The organism is Mesobacillus sp. (assembly GCF_057785455.1).
Genome location: NZ_JBYNSB010000025.1, coordinates 1 through 15685 on the forward strand (window position 1 = coordinate 1; position 15685 = coordinate 15685).

Sequence of the window (15685 nt, forward strand, 5' to 3'; positions counted from 1 at the left end):
TTGAATTTTGTGTGGTAACTTTATTTTATCAGAAGGGGTCCTTATTTCTATTTAATAAATAATCAAAAGCCGGTGAAATTTTACTTGTCGTAAAATTTCACCGGCTTTTTCATCTCAGAGGTGGGTTTTGTCCCAGCCTCCACCTTTGTTGATCATGAAGATCAAAAAAATCCATGAAGTTATACTCCCTTGTTTCTAGATTCCCGATAGCTATTTTAGCAAACACGAGCTCTAATATACATAATCCTGCAAGGATCGCTATACTTGTAATCATAGTAAATCACTCCTTATATGGTGTAAAATAACGATAAATTGTGAAACGCGTTTCAGGTCAAGCGTTTTTTGATAACTAGGTGAGGTACTTAAACAAAATGGCAAATATCCGTGAAATCGCAAGGATGGCAGGTGTTTCTGTCACGACTGTTTCCAGGGTGCTAAATAACCACCCATATGTCAGCGAAGAAAAAAGAGATGCAGTATGGAGTACGGTAGAAAAATTGGATTATAGCCGCAATCTTAATGCGGTCCATTTAGCACACGGTAAAACAAATATGGTCGGCATTGTCCTGCCAACTATCAACCACCCTTATTTTGCAAGTCTGCTTCAAGGAATGGCGGAAGAAGCCAAGCAGCATAACATACAGCTTGTCATGTTCCAGACGGATTATAAACAGGAAAAAGAGCTGGATGCTTTGGAACAGCTCAGGGGGAATTTGATTGATGGCATTATATTTTGTTCTCGTGCAGTCCAATTCGGGCTGCTTGAAAATTATAAAACTACTGGTCCGATTGTTTTGTGTGAAGATGCCGACCAGGAAGTGTTTCCTTCGGTCTCGATAGAACATGTTAAAGCCTTTGACCAGGGTCTTGACTTTTTGATAGCAAATGGGCACAGCAAAATAGCTGTCTGTCTGGGAAGGCTTGAGGGTACGAACAGCATAAAGCGGATATCTGCATATAAGAGTAAGCTGGAAACCTTGGGGGAAGTAATGAATGAATCATGGATTTTAGATCAATGTTTGATGATGGAAGATGGAAAAAGAGTCATACAGCAGTTTTTTGGATGGGATGAAAAGCCAACTGCTTTCCTGGTCGGCAATGATCAGGTGGCTGTCGGCATGATAGCTGAGGCTCAAAGAAAAGGTATTAAAGTTCCTGAGGATTTAGCGCTGCTAAGCTTTGACAATCATCCAGTTTCAGAAATATTCAATCTAACCACAATAGATATTCCCGCCAAAGAACTTGGTCACTCTGCATTTAGAGCATTTCTTTCACGGTCGGCAAATGCTCAATACAATGAAAAGATCATACTGCCCTTTAAACTGATTTGCCGAAAATCCGTTTGATCCTTGTTCATTTTCAACAAAAGGACGATCCTTCAATAATTCAATAAAAAAACATGGCATCCATAATAACTGGATGCCATGCTTTTTTATACAGCTGCTTTAGTTTTAAGTAATTGAATGCCCATCGCAATAAAAACAATACCAGTCAACCGGTTCAAAATCATTTGTGAGCGTTGATTGGCCCTCAGCCTGTTTGTTGCCAGGGAAGAGAAAAATGCAGTAAAGAAACACCATATTGTCCCGGTTAAAGTGAACGTAAGCCCTAACATAATAAAGGGAAGTGGACCGGCGGCTCCTCCCCCTGTATTTATGAATTGCGGCAGGAATGCAAGGAAAAACAGGGCGACCTTTGGATTTGTTATATTTGTGATCATTCCCTGTAGGAATATCTTTTTGTGGCTTTGCTTTAAAAGTGGCTCCCTTTTCGCCTCCTGAGCTTTAGACAGGATCATCTTGATTCCAAGATAGGCTAAATAAATAGCTCCGATGACTTTTATCAAATTGAATAATAGTGCAGATTGTACGAGGATTACGGATAATCCAAACGCAGCCAACAAAGTATGTACGACAATGCCTGCAGAAATTCCCAGTGCTGAGTATAGGCCGGCCTTCCTGCCCTGAGATATGCTTCTGCTTACGATATACATCGTATCTGTTCCAGGTGTGATATTTAGTAATATAGCAGTAATGATAAAAACTTCAAAGTTCATTATTCCTGCCATAGCAAGACTCCCCCTCGCGAGTATTATGAAAAACCTACCCCATAATGGGTAGGCATTATTAATCTTTTATTTTCGAAAGTCTTCGATCAATCTTGGCAATTGAATTGTCAGTCATATAATAATCGTGGCAATCCATAAGGGTGCTCCTTAAGGTTTCAGGGACTCTAGCTGCATCATATCCACAGACAGTAATTAAATTATTTTTCTGGAGCATTTGGTCGGCTTCCCTCTCATACTCGCCAAGAGTTTGAAAAATCTCTGCCTGATCTCTCCATTCCACATGTGCCCATGTTTGAATGGGAATCTGCTTTTCAATATAGGGATTTATCATATTTGTTAAATAACTAAGAATTGTCTCTTTATGAAAGTTGCCTCGGTAACAGTAAAAATCATAATTATTCATTGTATGGACCTTTTCACTTTGCTCCTTGGTCAGCTGTGAAGCGATTTTCTCCTTAATTTTAGGCAGGAACCTGTCATTTTCAATAAGCATAACGTGGTTCCCTATAGCAAGAGCCGCAATTACATAGGATATTGCATTGTTGATATAACGGTCTTCATCATGGAACTGATAAAAAATATGTGCACCAGTCGATTTGACCTCATTGAAAACCTGGGTAAGATCCTTATTCATTGTATCAGTCTCCTTTGGAATCCAAGGAAAACAATCAATGAATTCGCGTATTGTGTTTAATTGTAACATAGATACTTGTTCAAAGGATTGGAAGAATTACCAAGCGACGGTGATTGAATATACACTATATATTCGTTAATTCATTGTATTTTCCTTTTTTAATTTATCTAGAATAAAATTAGAAGTTGACAAAAAGACTGGCCACCTGGTTTTTCCCGGTGACCATTACTTTTACTTAACTGCAATTGCGCCTAACATATTAGCTCGGTTATTCAAATCAGTTAGTGCTTCTTTATATTCCTTTTCTAAATCTGAAATGATTTCTGCAGCCGGCTGGATTTTTTGGATAGCGCCAACTCCCTGTCCTGCTGACCATATATCCTTCCATGCTTTAGCATTCGTTTCTTTTTGCATTGCATCAAAATCAACTTTTTCTTTTTTCGCCAGTTTTTCCGGATCCAGACCGGCTTTTACAATGCTTGGCTTTAGCATATTAGCCTTAACTCCTGAAAAAGCATCTGTGAGCATCAGATCGTCCTGGGTAGCATCGACAAGCATGTTTCTGTATTCATCAGTTGCCATGCTTTCAGTAGCGACAATAAATCTAGTACCCATGTAGGCGAGATCTGCGCCGGCTGCCTGGGCTGCCAAAATACTTTTGCCAGTAGAAATGGAACCGGCCAATACTATGATTCCATCCCAGAAGGCCCTGACGGAATCAACAAATGCGAAGCTGTTGATTTCCCCTGCATGCCCACCTGCACCGCTTGCAACTAAAATAAGGCCATCTACTCCACTTTCAGCCGCTTTTTTGGCAAAATTCACATCACTTACATCCGAAAATATAAGTCCGCCATAATCATGGACAATCTCTACTACTCTTTTGGGACTTCCGAGTGAGGTGATCACAAGCTGGGGCTTATGTTTTTTCAATAATTCCAGTTCGTCTTCCAATCGGCTATAGGAGCTATGTACAACCATATTCATGGCCCACGGTGCAATTTTTCTTTCCGGTTCCTTATCTCTCGCCTTTTCTAAATCTTCATTAAGTTTGGCCATCCACTGGTCAAGCACTTCTATTGGCCTCGCATTTGGTGCAGGGAATGAACCAATGACTCCATTCATGCAGCAAGCGCTTACAAGTTCAGGGCCGGAAACAAGAAACATAGGTGCAGCAATCGCTGGGACTGCGAGCTGGTTCCACCAGTTTTCTGGTATAGCTTTTTTCATAAAAATCTCTCCTTTTTACATTTCTAAATTTTCAGATATATTATATTATCTTAATGTATGACTGGGAATAATTCAAATTAAAAGTGGACTAAATTATATTAAAAAAGAATCCTGCACGTTTAATGCGAAGGATTCTTCCGATATTTATGAATGAATTTTTTTGTATGTTCTTTCATTAAAGAAAATTTAGTTTGGCTTGAATCCTTAGGCTCTTTTAAATAAGACCTCCATATATATTGGCTTACTTCTTCAATCAGCAGCAAAAATGCCAAAGGCAGAAGCAATACCAAAACCCAGCTCCACATTTGATGGCCTCCTTTTGAATGGATAATCTATCCTATTCAACTCTTTACCTCCAAATGTGTCCATATTAAACAATTTGAAATTAGTTTGGGTCTTTGTAGCTCATAGCCCTTTCGCTATCCTTAAAGCCCCTTGTCGTGGGATCCTGTACAATTCCAACCATGGAGAGGATCATAAAAATTCCGTTGACCAGCATAAGGACTTCGTTCTGAATTTGCTCTGTCAGCCGGATTGTCGTCCATCCAAGCATATTCATCCCCTCAAGAACAATTTGTAATACAATCATAATCTGGGAGACAAAAGCAATTACCCATGTTTTATTTCTCAGCCTAACACGCCAGTTAATCACAGAAACCCTTCCTTCCAAGCATTTTACCTTCCTGGTTCACTATATGCTGTACATGGAAAATGGTTGTCTGCATTTGTCCTTTCTGTTATTAATTTATTCTTTTATCCAGTCTTTCTTTAATATCCTCGCGATGGACATATAAAATGATCAAAACTAGTATTCCTGTCATTAAAGAGGAATTTATAGATGCTGCGATAAAATAAAGTGCGAATGGGAGTAAAATGAATGCTCCAAGACCGGCAAAGGTAAAGCTTTTTAAGAATGGATATAGGATAAGGAAGGCTGCAATCAAGACAATCGCAAGAATAGGTTCAAACGTAAGCATCCCGCCGATAAAGGTGGAAATTCCCATTCCCCCTTTAAACTTTAATGTAATTGGTTTTACATGGCCAATAATGGCTGCTCCCAATCCCGCTAAAATCAGTACAGGTGAAAGTTCTAAGTAATTGCCAGCCAAGACTACAATAGCGCCTTTTAAGGCATCCCCCAGAAAAGTCAATAGAAAGGAAGTCCTTCCATGGACCCTTCCTGCATTCCTTGCTCCTACATTCCCGCTGCCTTCAAATCTGATATCTTTGTTGCCAAGCAGCTTGACTACAAAAAATCCAGCCATAATGCTTCCTAAAAAATATGCAAAAATAAAATATAAAATTAACTCCATATTGAGCACAACCTGTCTTATATAAATTACTAAAGGTGTATTCGCCAGCCAGTAAAGAAATTCCTTTAATTGTTATTTTATCAAGACCCAGCTTGAAAACTTTGTTTATACTGAGTGGATGCTCATTTGCTCCCGGGTAAGTGACAATATGGAGTTATGATACCCCTATGTGTCTGCAAAATGCTATGTTACCGGGAAAAGGAGGATCAGGAAGGTAATTTGATATTTGATAGTATTTAATAAAAAGGCAATGGAAAATGCAGAGAGCCTTTAAGATGCCATCTTTGAGAAGAAATTAGAACTAACGCGGAGCTGTTCTAGATGCCCTCCGTGAAAGAAAAAACCGCCTATAGATATATCGTCGAATCCTTTGATACCCTGCGGGAGAGGAAATTGCGGAAAGAGTGAGCAAAAAAGCAAAAAAAAGAACAAGAATGTTGATTTACAGGATTCTTGTTCTTCCATTTATTGTTTTCCTTTTTCAATTGCAATAATTTTGCCCTAGGTATCACTCCTGAAAAATTTTAACTTTTATAGTATTACTGATTATGACAATGTAACAGATGTAACCCTTTCAATAACTCGGCCTCTTATCTGGAGGCTCGGTTTGACCGATTATGGTCAGCGTACTTGTATTATTTACCGCACTGATAACCCGTTCTGTGATTTCTTCATTAGTTAGCCATCTGGATGTTTTCCCTTCTATTTTAAAGCCAAGCTGGACCTGGCGATAATTACAGCCATATGGGATTTTTAAACTATTTCTAGTTTCATTAGGATCTTTTGTGCTTCCAAGGATATGTAAGAATGTCCATAGAAAATTTTGAGAGCAATTCAATTTGAAAATCTCAGAAATCGAAGACTCTGCGTCCGATCTGATCCAGCCGATGACCAGGTTGAATGCCCCGCGTTCAGCACTTACTGTCGATAGCTTGTTTCTAAGGACCTCCTTATCCCTGTAGTCTGCCTGTATAGCTGTGAGATCGTTATTTCCTATTTTCCTTTGTAAATCCTCAAGCCGGTCCATCCTTCTTCCAATCACAGAAACGTGCCAGCCATTTCTAGCCAGCCAAACCGCTACAGGTGCCAGCATTCCAGTCCCGCCGATAACTAAAGCGTGTCTCAAATAAAACAGCCCCTTTCCTTAATAAAAAGATTCTTTATATCTATTAGCTAGGGAATGCTAGCAAAATAATATACTTATATTACATAACTACCAACTCATAATGCTGCAAACTGGATAACTTTAGATAGCCAGTGGATCAATTGATGAAAAAAGGAGCCGCAGCTGGGCTCCTTCTTATGTTCTTTGGATTGCTATCTTGCTTTTTGGAAAGTATTGTTTCTTCATATATATAAAGAATAACAGGAAAACGCCACCACTCAATGCCCTTAATGCGGATGCAATGTTCATGGCTGTATCAATAGAACTCAGATGGAGCAGGTAAACGCCTATTTGTGGCGCAATAAATCCTATGATCGCAAGGAGAATATTATATTGAGCAATAAAACTTCCCCGATTTTCCTCCTTTGTTACCTCCAGCAGCTGGTTGAATAGCAATAATACTGTACCGGAAACGAACAAGCCGGATGTGAAGTTAACAATTGTCAAATAATACATATTTGTAGAAAGGATTGTCATAAAAGGTGCTGTAGCCATCCCTACAGCGGTAAAAGCAAGCATCTTTGCATTGCTGTGCTTGTCGGCCATCCTGCCCCACCATTTAAAGCTGATAATCTGACCAATTTGATTCGCCACCGTGATAATGCTGATCCAGAATCCGGTCATATGGGCTACCTTGATGTTATAAATATTGAATAAAGGCCAGGCAAGCTGCCAGGCAAAATTGAAAAACAAGCCGCAAATCAAAAAATAGATAAACGGTTTATGGCTGTATGCATCCCAGCCAAAGTTGAATTTCTTTTTTTCTGCCTGATGCTCCTTTACAGGTTCTATATGTCTATTTAAATATAAGACTTCTACTACTCCGAAGATAAAAGCCAATAGGAATAAAATTTGATAAGGCATTGGATTTTCTTTATTGAACCATTGCAATGCAATTCCGATTAATAATGTCGTGACCATGCCGGCAATAGTAAGGATTCGGTTCCGCTCACTGAAAAAGCTGCTCCTCCTGCTATCTGAAACCAGGTCGCCGATAAATGACTGCCAGCTGAGCATCGCGAAAGATCCAGGAAGGTTCATTAATCCGACAAGGATAACAAAAGTCCAAGCTCTGTAATCTTCAGGCAGATACATGACGAAGAACATGCCGATCAAAAATAAACGGGTGTATAAAATGGAACGCCCCGTGAATTTTTTCTTTGTCTGCAGGCGGCTCATTATTACTGTGCCAAGAATCATAGCAAACATTCCGATGATTTGCGGCAGTGAGCTTAGTAAACCTACCTGATAGTTCGTTGCACCGAGCACTCCTATCGCAAATAGTGCGAAATAGTTGTTGCTCATACTTAGGACGATTGTTGAAGCAACACCATTTATAATACTGTTTTTTTCATTCCATTTTGTGATTTCAGAAGGAGTTGGCATAGATTCCTCTTCTTTCGAATAGTAAAATTATTTTGTATTTCGAAATTTCACCTAATTTTACTCCTTCTGGTTATTGCTGACAATAGGTAATTTATCGATAAAATAAACTAAGAATCTTCTGTTAATTCAACCAAAAGAGGAGCATATAGCTCCCCTGTTTTTACACATTTCTCAATACTAATAATAAGCGGTTGTTCCTGTTTTCTTTTTCTTCTTCAGTCGAAAGGTCATATTTTTTCAATAGATGAAAAACTTCATTCAAGATATCCTGTGTATGATCCTCCTTGAAGAACTGCTCGAACCGCTCCTTCAGTTCCTGAGGAAGAAATTCCGATTGAGATTCGTACTTCTTTTTAACATCCTCTTTGCTGTGGTCAATACTGCATTCTGCCATAATAATACCTCCCTCGTCTCTAGGTTTAGAATAACAAACTATCAATATGTTTACCCTAAATTTTTCACTTTTAGCCTGCATCTTTTTTTGCTTTTCCGTTTGAAAGTTTGGTCTCACTTCTGCCATGCCCATTCCTTACTCTGTTCGTTCCCTTCCCTGTTTGCTGAATGTTCAACTCTAGACAATTCCCCACTGCCAGTGTGAGTTGAAGTAACTCACTAGTTTCCCTTCCTGCTCTCTGAAGAGCCAATAATGTCCTTCCAATACACCCAGGCGCCCATGTATTGTTTTAAATCCGCAGGATGATGCTTAATACAAGTCGCCATTCGCAAATAAAGTCCTATCAGAATCTCTTCATTAAGGCGGGGTTCTTTTACTTTTAATAAAACAGCTGCTGGATAAATGAGTTCCTTTACGAGATTGCCAGGACTGGAGCAAAATGCATAGATCAAATCATACACAGGCGGACCGATTACAGGAGCCGGATCGATTATTCCTGATAACCTTGCATTTTTAAATAGGAAATTATGAACGCCAAAATCCCCATGGAGCAAGTATGGCTGAATATGCTGGTATTTATAATCTTTATCGATCAGCGCATTAACCATTTCATGGTCATGCTCAGTTAAGTGGTCTCTTAATATGTATCGTGCATCTTTCGTTCGATTCTTCAAAAAATCCCTCCAGGAATTGCTGGGTTCATCTAGCCATCCCCATCCACCAGGTGAATACATTTTATAATTATTGATAACTTTTTTTACCAAATCTGTTAACATGAGGGCTTTCTTTATTGGGGCTGCTCCATCCCCTTCTGCGAACGTATAGACTATATAAGCAAAGTCTGGATGGTGATAAACAATGCTGGGGAATAATTCGATTTCTTGGTAAAGATCAAGGTAAAAAGCTTCGGCCTGCAGTACCTGTGGTTTATTCAATTTTATAACATAACGGGAATCTATAAGGTACAACTCACTTGTGGTCCCGCCGCTCAATTTAGCAAACCTGCTTGAATCCTTTGGGATAATGTTGGCTGCTTTTAGCTCTTTGATTATGTCATCTATCTTCAGGGTTAAATCCTCCTTTAAAGTCCCAAATGATATGGAGCCGAATATGCTAGAAGGGATTCAACCCCTTCTGGATGATAAGGCAGCAATTTATTGGCTGTTTGAAAATCCACCCATTCAATAGCCGAAATTTCCGTTTCATCCTCAATAGCAATTTTTCCACCAATGATCTCAGCGATAAACGTAAAGAAGATGGCATGTACCTTTTTCTCAGGAAAGAACTTTTCATTTACCGCTACTACTCGTCCTGCTTTAATTTCCAGTCCTGTTTCTTCGCTTACCTCCCGGACGATTGCGTCACCTAAACTTTCACCTGTTTCGACTGCACCTCCGGGAAGGGTCCAGCTGCTTCCGGCATTTTCTACAACCAGAACCTTTTCCTCGTTTTTTTTCTTAATGAGAGCATATACTACGTCTACTCTTTCCATGTTGTCACCTCAAATTCCGCTGAATAATCATATATTCTTTTCGAAGCTATTTATTTCCTTCCTGGACGTTCGAATCGCTATTCTTATGATCTTTCACTTTCCGTATCCTTTGTATGGGCGGCGCCTATAGGGTCAAGCTTTAATGATGGCGAAAAAACTCCCGTATAAAAAATAACGGCCCCGATTAGGACCGTTTACGTTTTAATACAATCTGTACGGCCGCTGCTCCGGCAAAGCTGCCGAACGCGGCCATGCCCAAAAGCATGGCATACACGATCTCTCCCAATACAGCCATTTCTGGGGCAGGGAAAAACAGGATTTTTAATCCCATCATTATTGCAGCACCCAGTAATACTAGTCCTGGCAGCCACTTTAGCCATATAATCCTGTTCTTCATGAAGAAAAAAGGAATACCAAAACCAAGCAGGAAGATAAGAAAAAACAACATGAAACTCATTCCAATCCAATTAGATTTTTGATCCTGGTAAAGGATTTGACGAAGAAAAGGATCGGGAGTTACTGGTCTTTTTTGATTTGGGCATGTGTCTGTAAAAATAGCAGCCAGCTAGTTCAAGGATGTTCACACGGATTAACAAAAACAGGAGTTCTCCAAACCATTCAATCCTAAAGCAAAATATCAGTGAGTTTTCTGCATGATTTAAGAAAATTTAACCAAAATATCAATGGAGTAAAATTTCCAAGGAGTGATTGTGGTGAAAAGAAAATTAATTTTATTAATCCTGATTGTGTTAGGCCTAGGGCTAAATACGCCCCAAGTAACAGCGCAAGCAAATAATGATCAGCACCGCCACCCGCATTGCAACTGGCACGAAATTGTACAATTGAAAAATGGAATGAGGAAGCTTTGGATTGACCATGTTTGGTGGACCAGGGACTATGTAAAGAGCAATCTTGAAGGCCTTGAGGACCAGGAGAAGGTTCTCGCACGTCTGATGAGAAATCAGGAAGATATCGGCAATGCAATTAAACCTTACTATGGCGAAGATGCCGGAAATAAATTAACCGCCCTTCTTAAAGATCATATCGCCATTGCAGGGCAGCTGGTCGAAGCCGCAAAAAAAGGTGATGAGGCCACTTTTAAAAAACTAAATGATGCCTGGTACAAAAATGCGGATGACATTGTCGCATTCCTTACCGCTGCAAACCCAAAATTCGATCAAAAGGAATTAAAAGAAGCACTGTATATGCATTTGAAGCTTGTCACCGACCAAGTAACTGCACGGCTGAAAAAAGATTGGGATGCAGATATTCAGGCTCATGACCTGGGTAAAGATCATATGATAAAATTTGCAGATACCCTGACAAAAGGGATCATGAAGCAGTTCCCGGAGAAATTTAATTGCCATCAGCGAAAAAAATAAGCAAAAATAGAAGCTTACCATCATGGTGAGCTTCTATTTTTGTTCCTTTAGCCAATCCTTCGAAAGCAAACTATAATTGACAAGGTCTTCGTAATGGTCATAGAGCCACTGCCCTTCCCTGGTGATTCCCTCGTTCATAAAACCAAGCCGTTCAGGTATTGCTTTACTTCTATCATTACTAGCTGCACATTGGATTTGTACACGATTGAGTTTTAGTTCTTCAAAAAGATAATCAAGTAGTGCTGAAACTGTCCGCGTGATTATCCCTTTCCCCTGTGCGTCCTCAGATAAGAAGTACCCGATACTGGTAGATTTACTTTTCCAGTCGATATAATGGAGCCCTACCATTCCAACAAGCTTCCCTTTATAACGCAGGCCGGCATCAAAGCCGTTATTGTCTGCATAATTTTTTATCCAGACCGGTATAATCGGTTCAAAATCCTCTGCGCTTTTTCGTTTATCAACCCATAACAGCCATTTTCTTAGATGTTCTCGATTGGATTCTATTAATTGATACAATTCCTCTTTTTGGTGCTGCTGTAATAACTCTAATGATACTTCATCATCGACTTTGAAAGTAAACATCGCTTTTCCCCTTATCTATTTTTTTCGATTATACTATGGTTGGAATATTTTAGGTATACAAATTTTAATAAATAATGTTAAGCGTGTTCCGTAGTCTTCATTTTGTCTTCTCCCTCCGATAAAGTCTTTAAACAAAATAAAAAGACCTTACAAGATAAGGTCCTTTTATCCAAATTGAATTGTCAGGTATAGCATTGAGATTAACCCCAGTACAAAAGAATAGGTTGGGAATTTCACATGGTTATCTTCCTGGCTTTCCGGGATTAGCTCTTTATAGATGACAAAGAGCATGGCGCCTGCGGCAAAGCTAAGTCCGTATGGAACCAGCCCGTCGACCTCTGATGCGAGAAAATATCCTATTGCTGCTGTAATGATTTCCACCGCACCTGTAAAGGTCGCAATCAAAAGCGCCTTAGTCTTTGATAGTTTTTGCTGGATAAGATATAGGCCAACCAAAAACCCTTCTGGGGCATTTTGAAGACCGATAGCAAATGCTATGATACCGCCAAGGTTCCCCTGTCCTGTTCCATAGCTGACACCTACTGACAACCCTTCAGGTAAATTATGAAGGGTGATTGCTGTAACGATCACGAGAGTTTTTTTGTCAATGCCAGAGAGGAATTTAAAATTATCCGTATCGAGATCTTCAGTTTTTGAATTAATAAAATTCAAAACGAATGTCCCCAGCAGCAGGCCAAAGGAAAGGATTAAAAGGTTTGAAGACTTCAAGGATTCCGGTATCAAACTGAACGTGGTTGCTGCCATCATGATACCAGATGCGTAACCAAGCAGGAGTGCCTTTATCCTTGATGAAACATTTTTTAAAAATAAAATCGGGACCGCACCAACACCAGTAGCCATCGCAGAGATGACAATGCCTAAAAACGCTTCTGCCATAATTTATCCAAGTGCCTCCTATTTTACAAAAGTAAAATACTTTTCCCTTAATGAGATGAAATTACACTTGGTAAAAACTATTATTTCTTTGGTGCCACAAGTTCTACTTTAATCCTGTCGGGGTCTTCACAAAATAAAGCATAATAATCGGGCCCTCCCGCATATGGGTATCGGTCATCATATAATATGGGCACTCCCATCTCCTTTAGTTTAATGCGCATCTCATCAACCTGTCTCTTGGATTTTGCCGAAAAAGCGAGATGGTTCAGCCCTACCTGTGACCTATGGTATGTCCCATTAAGAAACCGGTCCTCTGTCTGGACAAAAACGAGATAAGTTTGACCAGATATCCAGCTTATCCCTTTCTCCCAACTTTGATATACTTCATAATCCAGCTCAGTTAACAACATCTCCCAAAATCGTTTCGACCTGTTTAAATCCGTTACATTGATTTCTACGTGATGCAGCATCCTCTTTCTTCCCTTCTTTTTTCAATCTGAGTTATGTACATTTGGCCTGTGGCGCCTTAAAAACGAATTTACTGGGTTATAGATGCAGGCAGACCCATATACTTATTATTTGCATACTCCTTTGCTGATTGGAATCAAAAAGATCTTTTTGATTTTATTTAAACCTTAATTACCTGATCTTGAGTTCGCTATACAACATCATTTTTACCCACTAGCTATTACATGATAAATACCTGTATGCCAGATTTAATTAGAGTTTTTTGTGGTATGTTAAGAAAGGAAGCTAGGCTGCTATGTGAGCCCAGGCTTGCTTTGTTCAGCCTTATAATTAAAATAATAATAGAAAAACACTGATGGGAGAATCTATGTTTCGTACGCTCGCTGTTACTCAAACTCATGAAATAGTCACTGGCCTGGAGATTCAGCAATTGATTTCCGGTAATTACAATTGGTACTGGATTGATTTTAATGCTCCTACAGAGGAAGAAATAAGTTATTTAAAGTATCCACTCAATTTTCACCCATTGTCTATTGAAGATTGCATCCATACGCTTCAAAGGCCAAAATTGGATTATTATGAAGACTATCATTTCTTTGTCGTTCAGTCATTGAACCCCTCTACCATGGAGAAAGAAGAGGTAGATATGTTTCTTGGCTCAGATTATATCGTTACATTTCATGGCCAAAGCAACCCGGAGATTGATGATGTCTGGAATCGTTTGGTTAAGTCAGCATCACCTTCTTCATGGGACCCATCACTGGTCTTATATCATGTCATGGATAAAATCGTTGATAATTACTTCCCCCATGTATACAGAATAGAGGACCTTCTGAATGAGATTGATGAAAATTCCGCTGATCGGTCAATGGAGGTGCTTCTCGAGGACTTATTCGATACCCGCCACGAACTGCTTTCGTTAAGGCACACGATTACTCCGATGAGGGATTTGGTGTATCGGATGATCAATTCCCACAGGCTGGCTGGAATCCTGGCAAGGAAGGAATATTTCGCCGATATTCATGACCATCTGTTAAGGCTTGGTGAAAAAGTGGAAGCAAGCCGGGAGCTTACGACTGACATCCGTGACAGTTATCTTTCCATGAATTCGCATGAGACCAACCGAGTCATGAAAGTCCTCACTGTAATAACTACCATTTTCATGCCGCTGACTTTCATAGCTGGTATCTATGGAATGAATTTCGAAAATATGCCTGAACTCAAGTGGCATCTTGGATATTTCGGAGCCCTATTCGCCATGTTTGTAATTGGGATGACAATGTTCGCCTGGTTCTGGAAAAAGGGCTGGTTTAAATAAACAAGAAAACCCATTGGGCCCAAAGAGCCTCAATGGGTTTTTTCCTCTTCACCAATGTTCAGACTTTCTTCAATAAGACATTTGCAAACAAGTGCCAATCCTGCAAGGAAAAAACTGATTGTTATAGTAAAGGAGAAAAATATATAAGAAAGGATCGTGGTCGCACACATCCAAATCAGCCAGAAATATTTTTCAAATTTATTATCCATTTACTTCTTCGGCCTTCCGTGAGATTTGGCTTATCGCCTCTGCTAATGCTTCAATCGTATTTTTCAACTCCTTCATATTATTATCCACTCCGCCAACCTCAACAACGAGTGAATTTCCGCTCAGGTCCTGGTTATAGACCCCATCTACCCCAATTCCTTTTTTAGGCAAAACACCTTTGCTGATACCGGGATAATTTTTATTTAGGAATTGATGAAGCTCATTAGCAAATTTTAAATTACGCTGAAAATTTTTATTCTCCTCACCAATCACAAAAACCAGCTTTGCGTAAGGTTCATTATTGATCTTCGCTGTCGTTGAATCTTTTCGGACCGAGTCCCGGTGTAGATCAATAAAATAGGTGAGCTTTTCTTCTCCTGCCATTGCACTTTTGACCAAGGTCCGGGAAACTTCATAGGATCTTTCTGTTTGCCACCCTTTGGCCTTCAGTTGCTCACCGATATTGGTCTTGTCCACGGTTGCTCCAATCCCTCGCCTTTCTAATTCTTTTCCAAGCAGATCGCCAACGATGGTAATATTGGTTTTCCCATCCACCGCTTCATTCTCATTTTCGGCTCCTTCAAGTCCTAATAACGGCAGATAGGATTCCCAGCTATGAGTATGATAAATAAATACCACCTTTTCCGCCGGTGAGTCCCCAATTGGGACATTTCCGCTATTTAACTCCTTTAATTCATTTGCGGCCATTTCTCTTTGCTGGAGCAGCACATCCATTGGAGGTGCTGATTCGAATGGAATATCAGTAAAGTCAACACCTTCATCAGCAATCAGGAAATTGGAATCAAATGCCCTGAATCCGGGGATTTCACTTCTTATTAGTGTCCTTAGGTCATTTATTTCAATATTGGTGATCAGCTTGAACCCTGTAGGCATTAAAGAAAAATCCGTGTTCGTGTCTGTAAATGCATGGCCTATCAATGGGTGGTCATAACTGATGATTCTAAGAAATGCTTCAGCACCAATGTCTCCGTTGACCTTAAATTTAAAGAAGCTAATATTAAATGAAGAAATTAATCCAGCTGCGAAAAATATGCAGAAGGTGCTTATACAAATTATGAGTACTGCCAGGATTTTTTTATATATACTTTTCAGAAGAACAACCATTGCATCACCCCAAAGTCCTCT

Annotated in this window: 19 protein-coding genes; 3 read left to right on the forward strand and 16 right to left on the reverse strand. The window is 39.6% G+C overall.

The genetic code is table 11. From position 1 onward, the window contains the following. Positions 1-371: 371 nt before the first annotated feature. Complete coding sequence (locus tag AC3EBE_RS09470; RefSeq protein ID WP_488594778.1) at positions 372-1346, forward strand: LacI family DNA-binding transcriptional regulator; 975 nt, start codon at positions 372-374, stop codon at positions 1344-1346. A gap of 86 nt (positions 1347-1432) precedes the next feature. Here AC3EBE_RS09470 and AC3EBE_RS09475 read toward each other — a convergent pair whose 3' ends face one another. The 12 genes from AC3EBE_RS09475 to AC3EBE_RS09530 form a co-directional block, all read right to left on the reverse strand. After that, positions 1433-2068, reverse strand: a complete 636-nt coding sequence (locus AC3EBE_RS09475) for a LysE family translocator (RefSeq protein ID WP_488594779.1) — start codon at positions 2066-2068, stop codon at positions 1433-1435. A 58-nt stretch (positions 2069-2126) separates the two neighbouring features. Further along, positions 2127-2702: an MEDS domain-containing protein gene (locus AC3EBE_RS09480; protein WP_488594780.1), complete on the reverse strand. Its 576-nt coding sequence runs from the start codon at positions 2700-2702 to the stop codon at positions 2127-2129. Between the two features lie 231 nt (positions 2703-2933). Continuing rightward, positions 2934-3932 carry an NAD(P)H-dependent flavin oxidoreductase gene (locus AC3EBE_RS09485; protein ID WP_488594781.1) on the reverse strand — a complete coding sequence of 333 codons (999 nt, stop codon included), beginning with the start codon at positions 3930-3932 and terminating at the stop codon, positions 2934-2936. A gap of 119 nt (positions 3933-4051) precedes the next feature. Then, the gene (locus tag AC3EBE_RS09490; protein ID WP_488594782.1) at positions 4052-4237 is read right to left on the reverse strand and encodes a hypothetical protein; all 186 of its coding nucleotides are present in this window, start codon (positions 4235-4237) and stop codon (positions 4052-4054) included. Between the two features lie 80 nt (positions 4238-4317). Continuing rightward, positions 4318-4584, reverse strand: coding sequence for a phage holin (locus tag AC3EBE_RS09495; protein WP_488594783.1), 267 nt, complete (start codon positions 4582-4584; stop codon positions 4318-4320). Between the two features lie 88 nt (positions 4585-4672). Then, positions 4673-5245, reverse strand: coding sequence for a glycerol-3-phosphate acyltransferase (locus AC3EBE_RS09500; RefSeq protein ID WP_488594784.1), 573 nt, complete (start codon positions 5243-5245; stop codon positions 4673-4675). Between the two features lie 574 nt (positions 5246-5819). Further along, positions 5820-6371 carry a Rossmann-fold NAD(P)-binding domain-containing protein gene (locus AC3EBE_RS09505; protein ID WP_488594785.1) on the reverse strand — a complete coding sequence of 184 codons (552 nt, stop codon included), beginning with the start codon at positions 6369-6371 and terminating at the stop codon, positions 5820-5822. 174 nt (positions 6372-6545) lie between these two features. Then, positions 6546-7796, reverse strand: coding sequence for an MFS transporter (locus AC3EBE_RS09510; protein ID WP_488594786.1), 1251 nt, complete (start codon positions 7794-7796; stop codon positions 6546-6548). Positions 7797-7956: 160 nt separating this feature from the next. Beyond that, complete coding sequence (locus AC3EBE_RS09515) at positions 7957-8190, reverse strand: hypothetical protein (RefSeq protein ID WP_488594787.1); 234 nt, start codon at positions 8188-8190, stop codon at positions 7957-7959. Positions 8191-8408: 218 nt separating this feature from the next. Next, the gene (locus AC3EBE_RS09520; RefSeq protein ID WP_488594914.1) at positions 8409-8966 is read right to left on the reverse strand and encodes a phosphotransferase; all 558 of its coding nucleotides are present in this window, start codon (positions 8964-8966) and stop codon (positions 8409-8411) included. A gap of 305 nt (positions 8967-9271) precedes the next feature. Next, positions 9272-9682: an NUDIX hydrolase gene (locus AC3EBE_RS09525; protein ID WP_488594788.1), complete on the reverse strand. Its 411-nt coding sequence runs from the start codon at positions 9680-9682 to the stop codon at positions 9272-9274. 184 nt (positions 9683-9866) lie between these two features. Continuing rightward, entirely contained in the window at positions 9867-10130 is a 264-nt protein-coding gene (locus tag AC3EBE_RS09530; protein WP_488594789.1) for a hypothetical protein, read from the reverse strand. Positions 10131-10395: 265 nt separating this feature from the next. On the opposite strand from AC3EBE_RS09530, the gene AC3EBE_RS09535 reads away from it, so the two are divergent. Then, positions 10396-11064 carry a glycosyltransferase gene (locus tag AC3EBE_RS09535; RefSeq protein WP_488594790.1) on the forward strand — a complete coding sequence of 223 codons (669 nt, stop codon included), beginning with the start codon at positions 10396-10398 and terminating at the stop codon, positions 11062-11064. Between the two features lie 33 nt (positions 11065-11097). On the opposite strand, the gene AC3EBE_RS09540 is transcribed toward AC3EBE_RS09535, so the two are convergent. From AC3EBE_RS09540 to AC3EBE_RS09550, 3 genes are all read right to left on the reverse strand, one after another. Next, on the reverse strand, positions 11098-11649 hold the full coding sequence (locus tag AC3EBE_RS09540; protein WP_488594791.1) for a GNAT family N-acetyltransferase: 552 nt from the start codon (positions 11647-11649) through the stop codon (positions 11098-11100). Positions 11650-11814: 165 nt separating this feature from the next. Further along, on the reverse strand, positions 11815-12546 hold the full coding sequence (locus AC3EBE_RS09545; protein WP_488594792.1) for a ZIP family metal transporter: 732 nt from the start codon (positions 12544-12546) through the stop codon (positions 11815-11817). 80 nt (positions 12547-12626) lie between these two features. Continuing rightward, positions 12627-13016 carry a VOC family protein gene (locus AC3EBE_RS09550; protein WP_488594793.1) on the reverse strand — a complete coding sequence of 130 codons (390 nt, stop codon included), beginning with the start codon at positions 13014-13016 and terminating at the stop codon, positions 12627-12629. Positions 13017-13381: 365 nt separating this feature from the next. Here AC3EBE_RS09550 and corA point away from each other — a divergent pair, with 365 nt between their 5' ends. Next, complete coding sequence (gene corA / locus AC3EBE_RS09555; protein ID WP_488594794.1) at positions 13382-14332, forward strand: magnesium/cobalt transporter CorA; 951 nt, start codon at positions 13382-13384, stop codon at positions 14330-14332. Between the two features lie 201 nt (positions 14333-14533). Here corA and spoIIP read toward each other — a convergent pair whose 3' ends face one another. Continuing rightward, entirely contained in the window at positions 14534-15664 is a 1131-nt protein-coding gene (spoIIP, locus tag AC3EBE_RS09560; protein ID WP_488594795.1) for a stage II sporulation protein P, read from the reverse strand. Positions 15665-15685: the final 21 nt, after the last annotated feature.

What these genes read in the sequence shown, in the direction of transcription:
- AC3EBE_RS09550 (WP_488594793.1), bottom strand. Translation starts at nt 13,016, where the DNA reads ATGCTGCATCACGTAGAAATCAATGTAACGGATTTAAACAGGTCGAAA.
- AC3EBE_RS09545 (WP_488594792.1), bottom strand. Translation starts at nt 12,546, where the DNA reads ATGGCAGAAGCGTTTTTAGGCATTGTCATCTCTGCGATGGCTACTGGT.
- AC3EBE_RS09490 (WP_488594782.1), bottom strand. Translation starts at nt 4,237, where the DNA reads ATGTGGAGCTGGGTTTTGGTATTGCTTCTGCCTTTGGCATTTTTGCTG.
- AC3EBE_RS09510 (WP_488594786.1), bottom strand. Translation starts at nt 7,796, where the DNA reads ATGCCAACTCCTTCTGAAATCACAAAATGGAATGAAAAAAACAGTATT.
- AC3EBE_RS09520 (WP_488594914.1), bottom strand. Translation starts at nt 8,966, where the DNA reads ATGTTAACAGATTTGGTAAAAAAAGTTATCAATAATTATAAAATGTAT.
- AC3EBE_RS09475 (WP_488594779.1), bottom strand. Translation starts at nt 2,068, where the DNA reads ATGGCAGGAATAATGAACTTTGAAGTTTTTATCATTACTGCTATATTA.
- spoIIP (WP_488594795.1), bottom strand. Translation starts at nt 15,664, where the DNA reads ATGGTTGTTCTTCTGAAAAGTATATATAAAAAAATCCTGGCAGTACTC.
- corA (WP_488594794.1), top strand. Translation starts at nt 13,382, where the DNA reads ATGTTTCGTACGCTCGCTGTTACTCAAACTCATGAAATAGTCACTGGC.
- AC3EBE_RS09480 (WP_488594780.1), bottom strand. Translation starts at nt 2,702, where the DNA reads ATGAATAAGGATCTTACCCAGGTTTTCAATGAGGTCAAATCGACTGGT.
- AC3EBE_RS09515 (WP_488594787.1), bottom strand. Translation starts at nt 8,190, where the DNA reads ATGGCAGAATGCAGTATTGACCACAGCAAAGAGGATGTTAAAAAGAAG.
- AC3EBE_RS09470 (WP_488594778.1), top strand. Translation starts at nt 372, where the DNA reads ATGGCAAATATCCGTGAAATCGCAAGGATGGCAGGTGTTTCTGTCACG.
- AC3EBE_RS09485 (WP_488594781.1), bottom strand. Translation starts at nt 3,932, where the DNA reads ATGAAAAAAGCTATACCAGAAAACTGGTGGAACCAGCTCGCAGTCCCA.
- AC3EBE_RS09540 (WP_488594791.1), bottom strand. Translation starts at nt 11,649, where the DNA reads ATGTTTACTTTCAAAGTCGATGATGAAGTATCATTAGAGTTATTACAG.
- AC3EBE_RS09530 (WP_488594789.1), bottom strand. Translation starts at nt 10,130, where the DNA reads ATGTTGTTTTTTCTTATCTTCCTGCTTGGTTTTGGTATTCCTTTTTTC.
- AC3EBE_RS09500 (WP_488594784.1), bottom strand. Translation starts at nt 5,245, where the DNA reads ATGGAGTTAATTTTATATTTTATTTTTGCATATTTTTTAGGAAGCATT.
- AC3EBE_RS09525 (WP_488594788.1), bottom strand. Translation starts at nt 9,682, where the DNA reads ATGGAAAGAGTAGACGTAGTATATGCTCTCATTAAGAAAAAAAACGAG.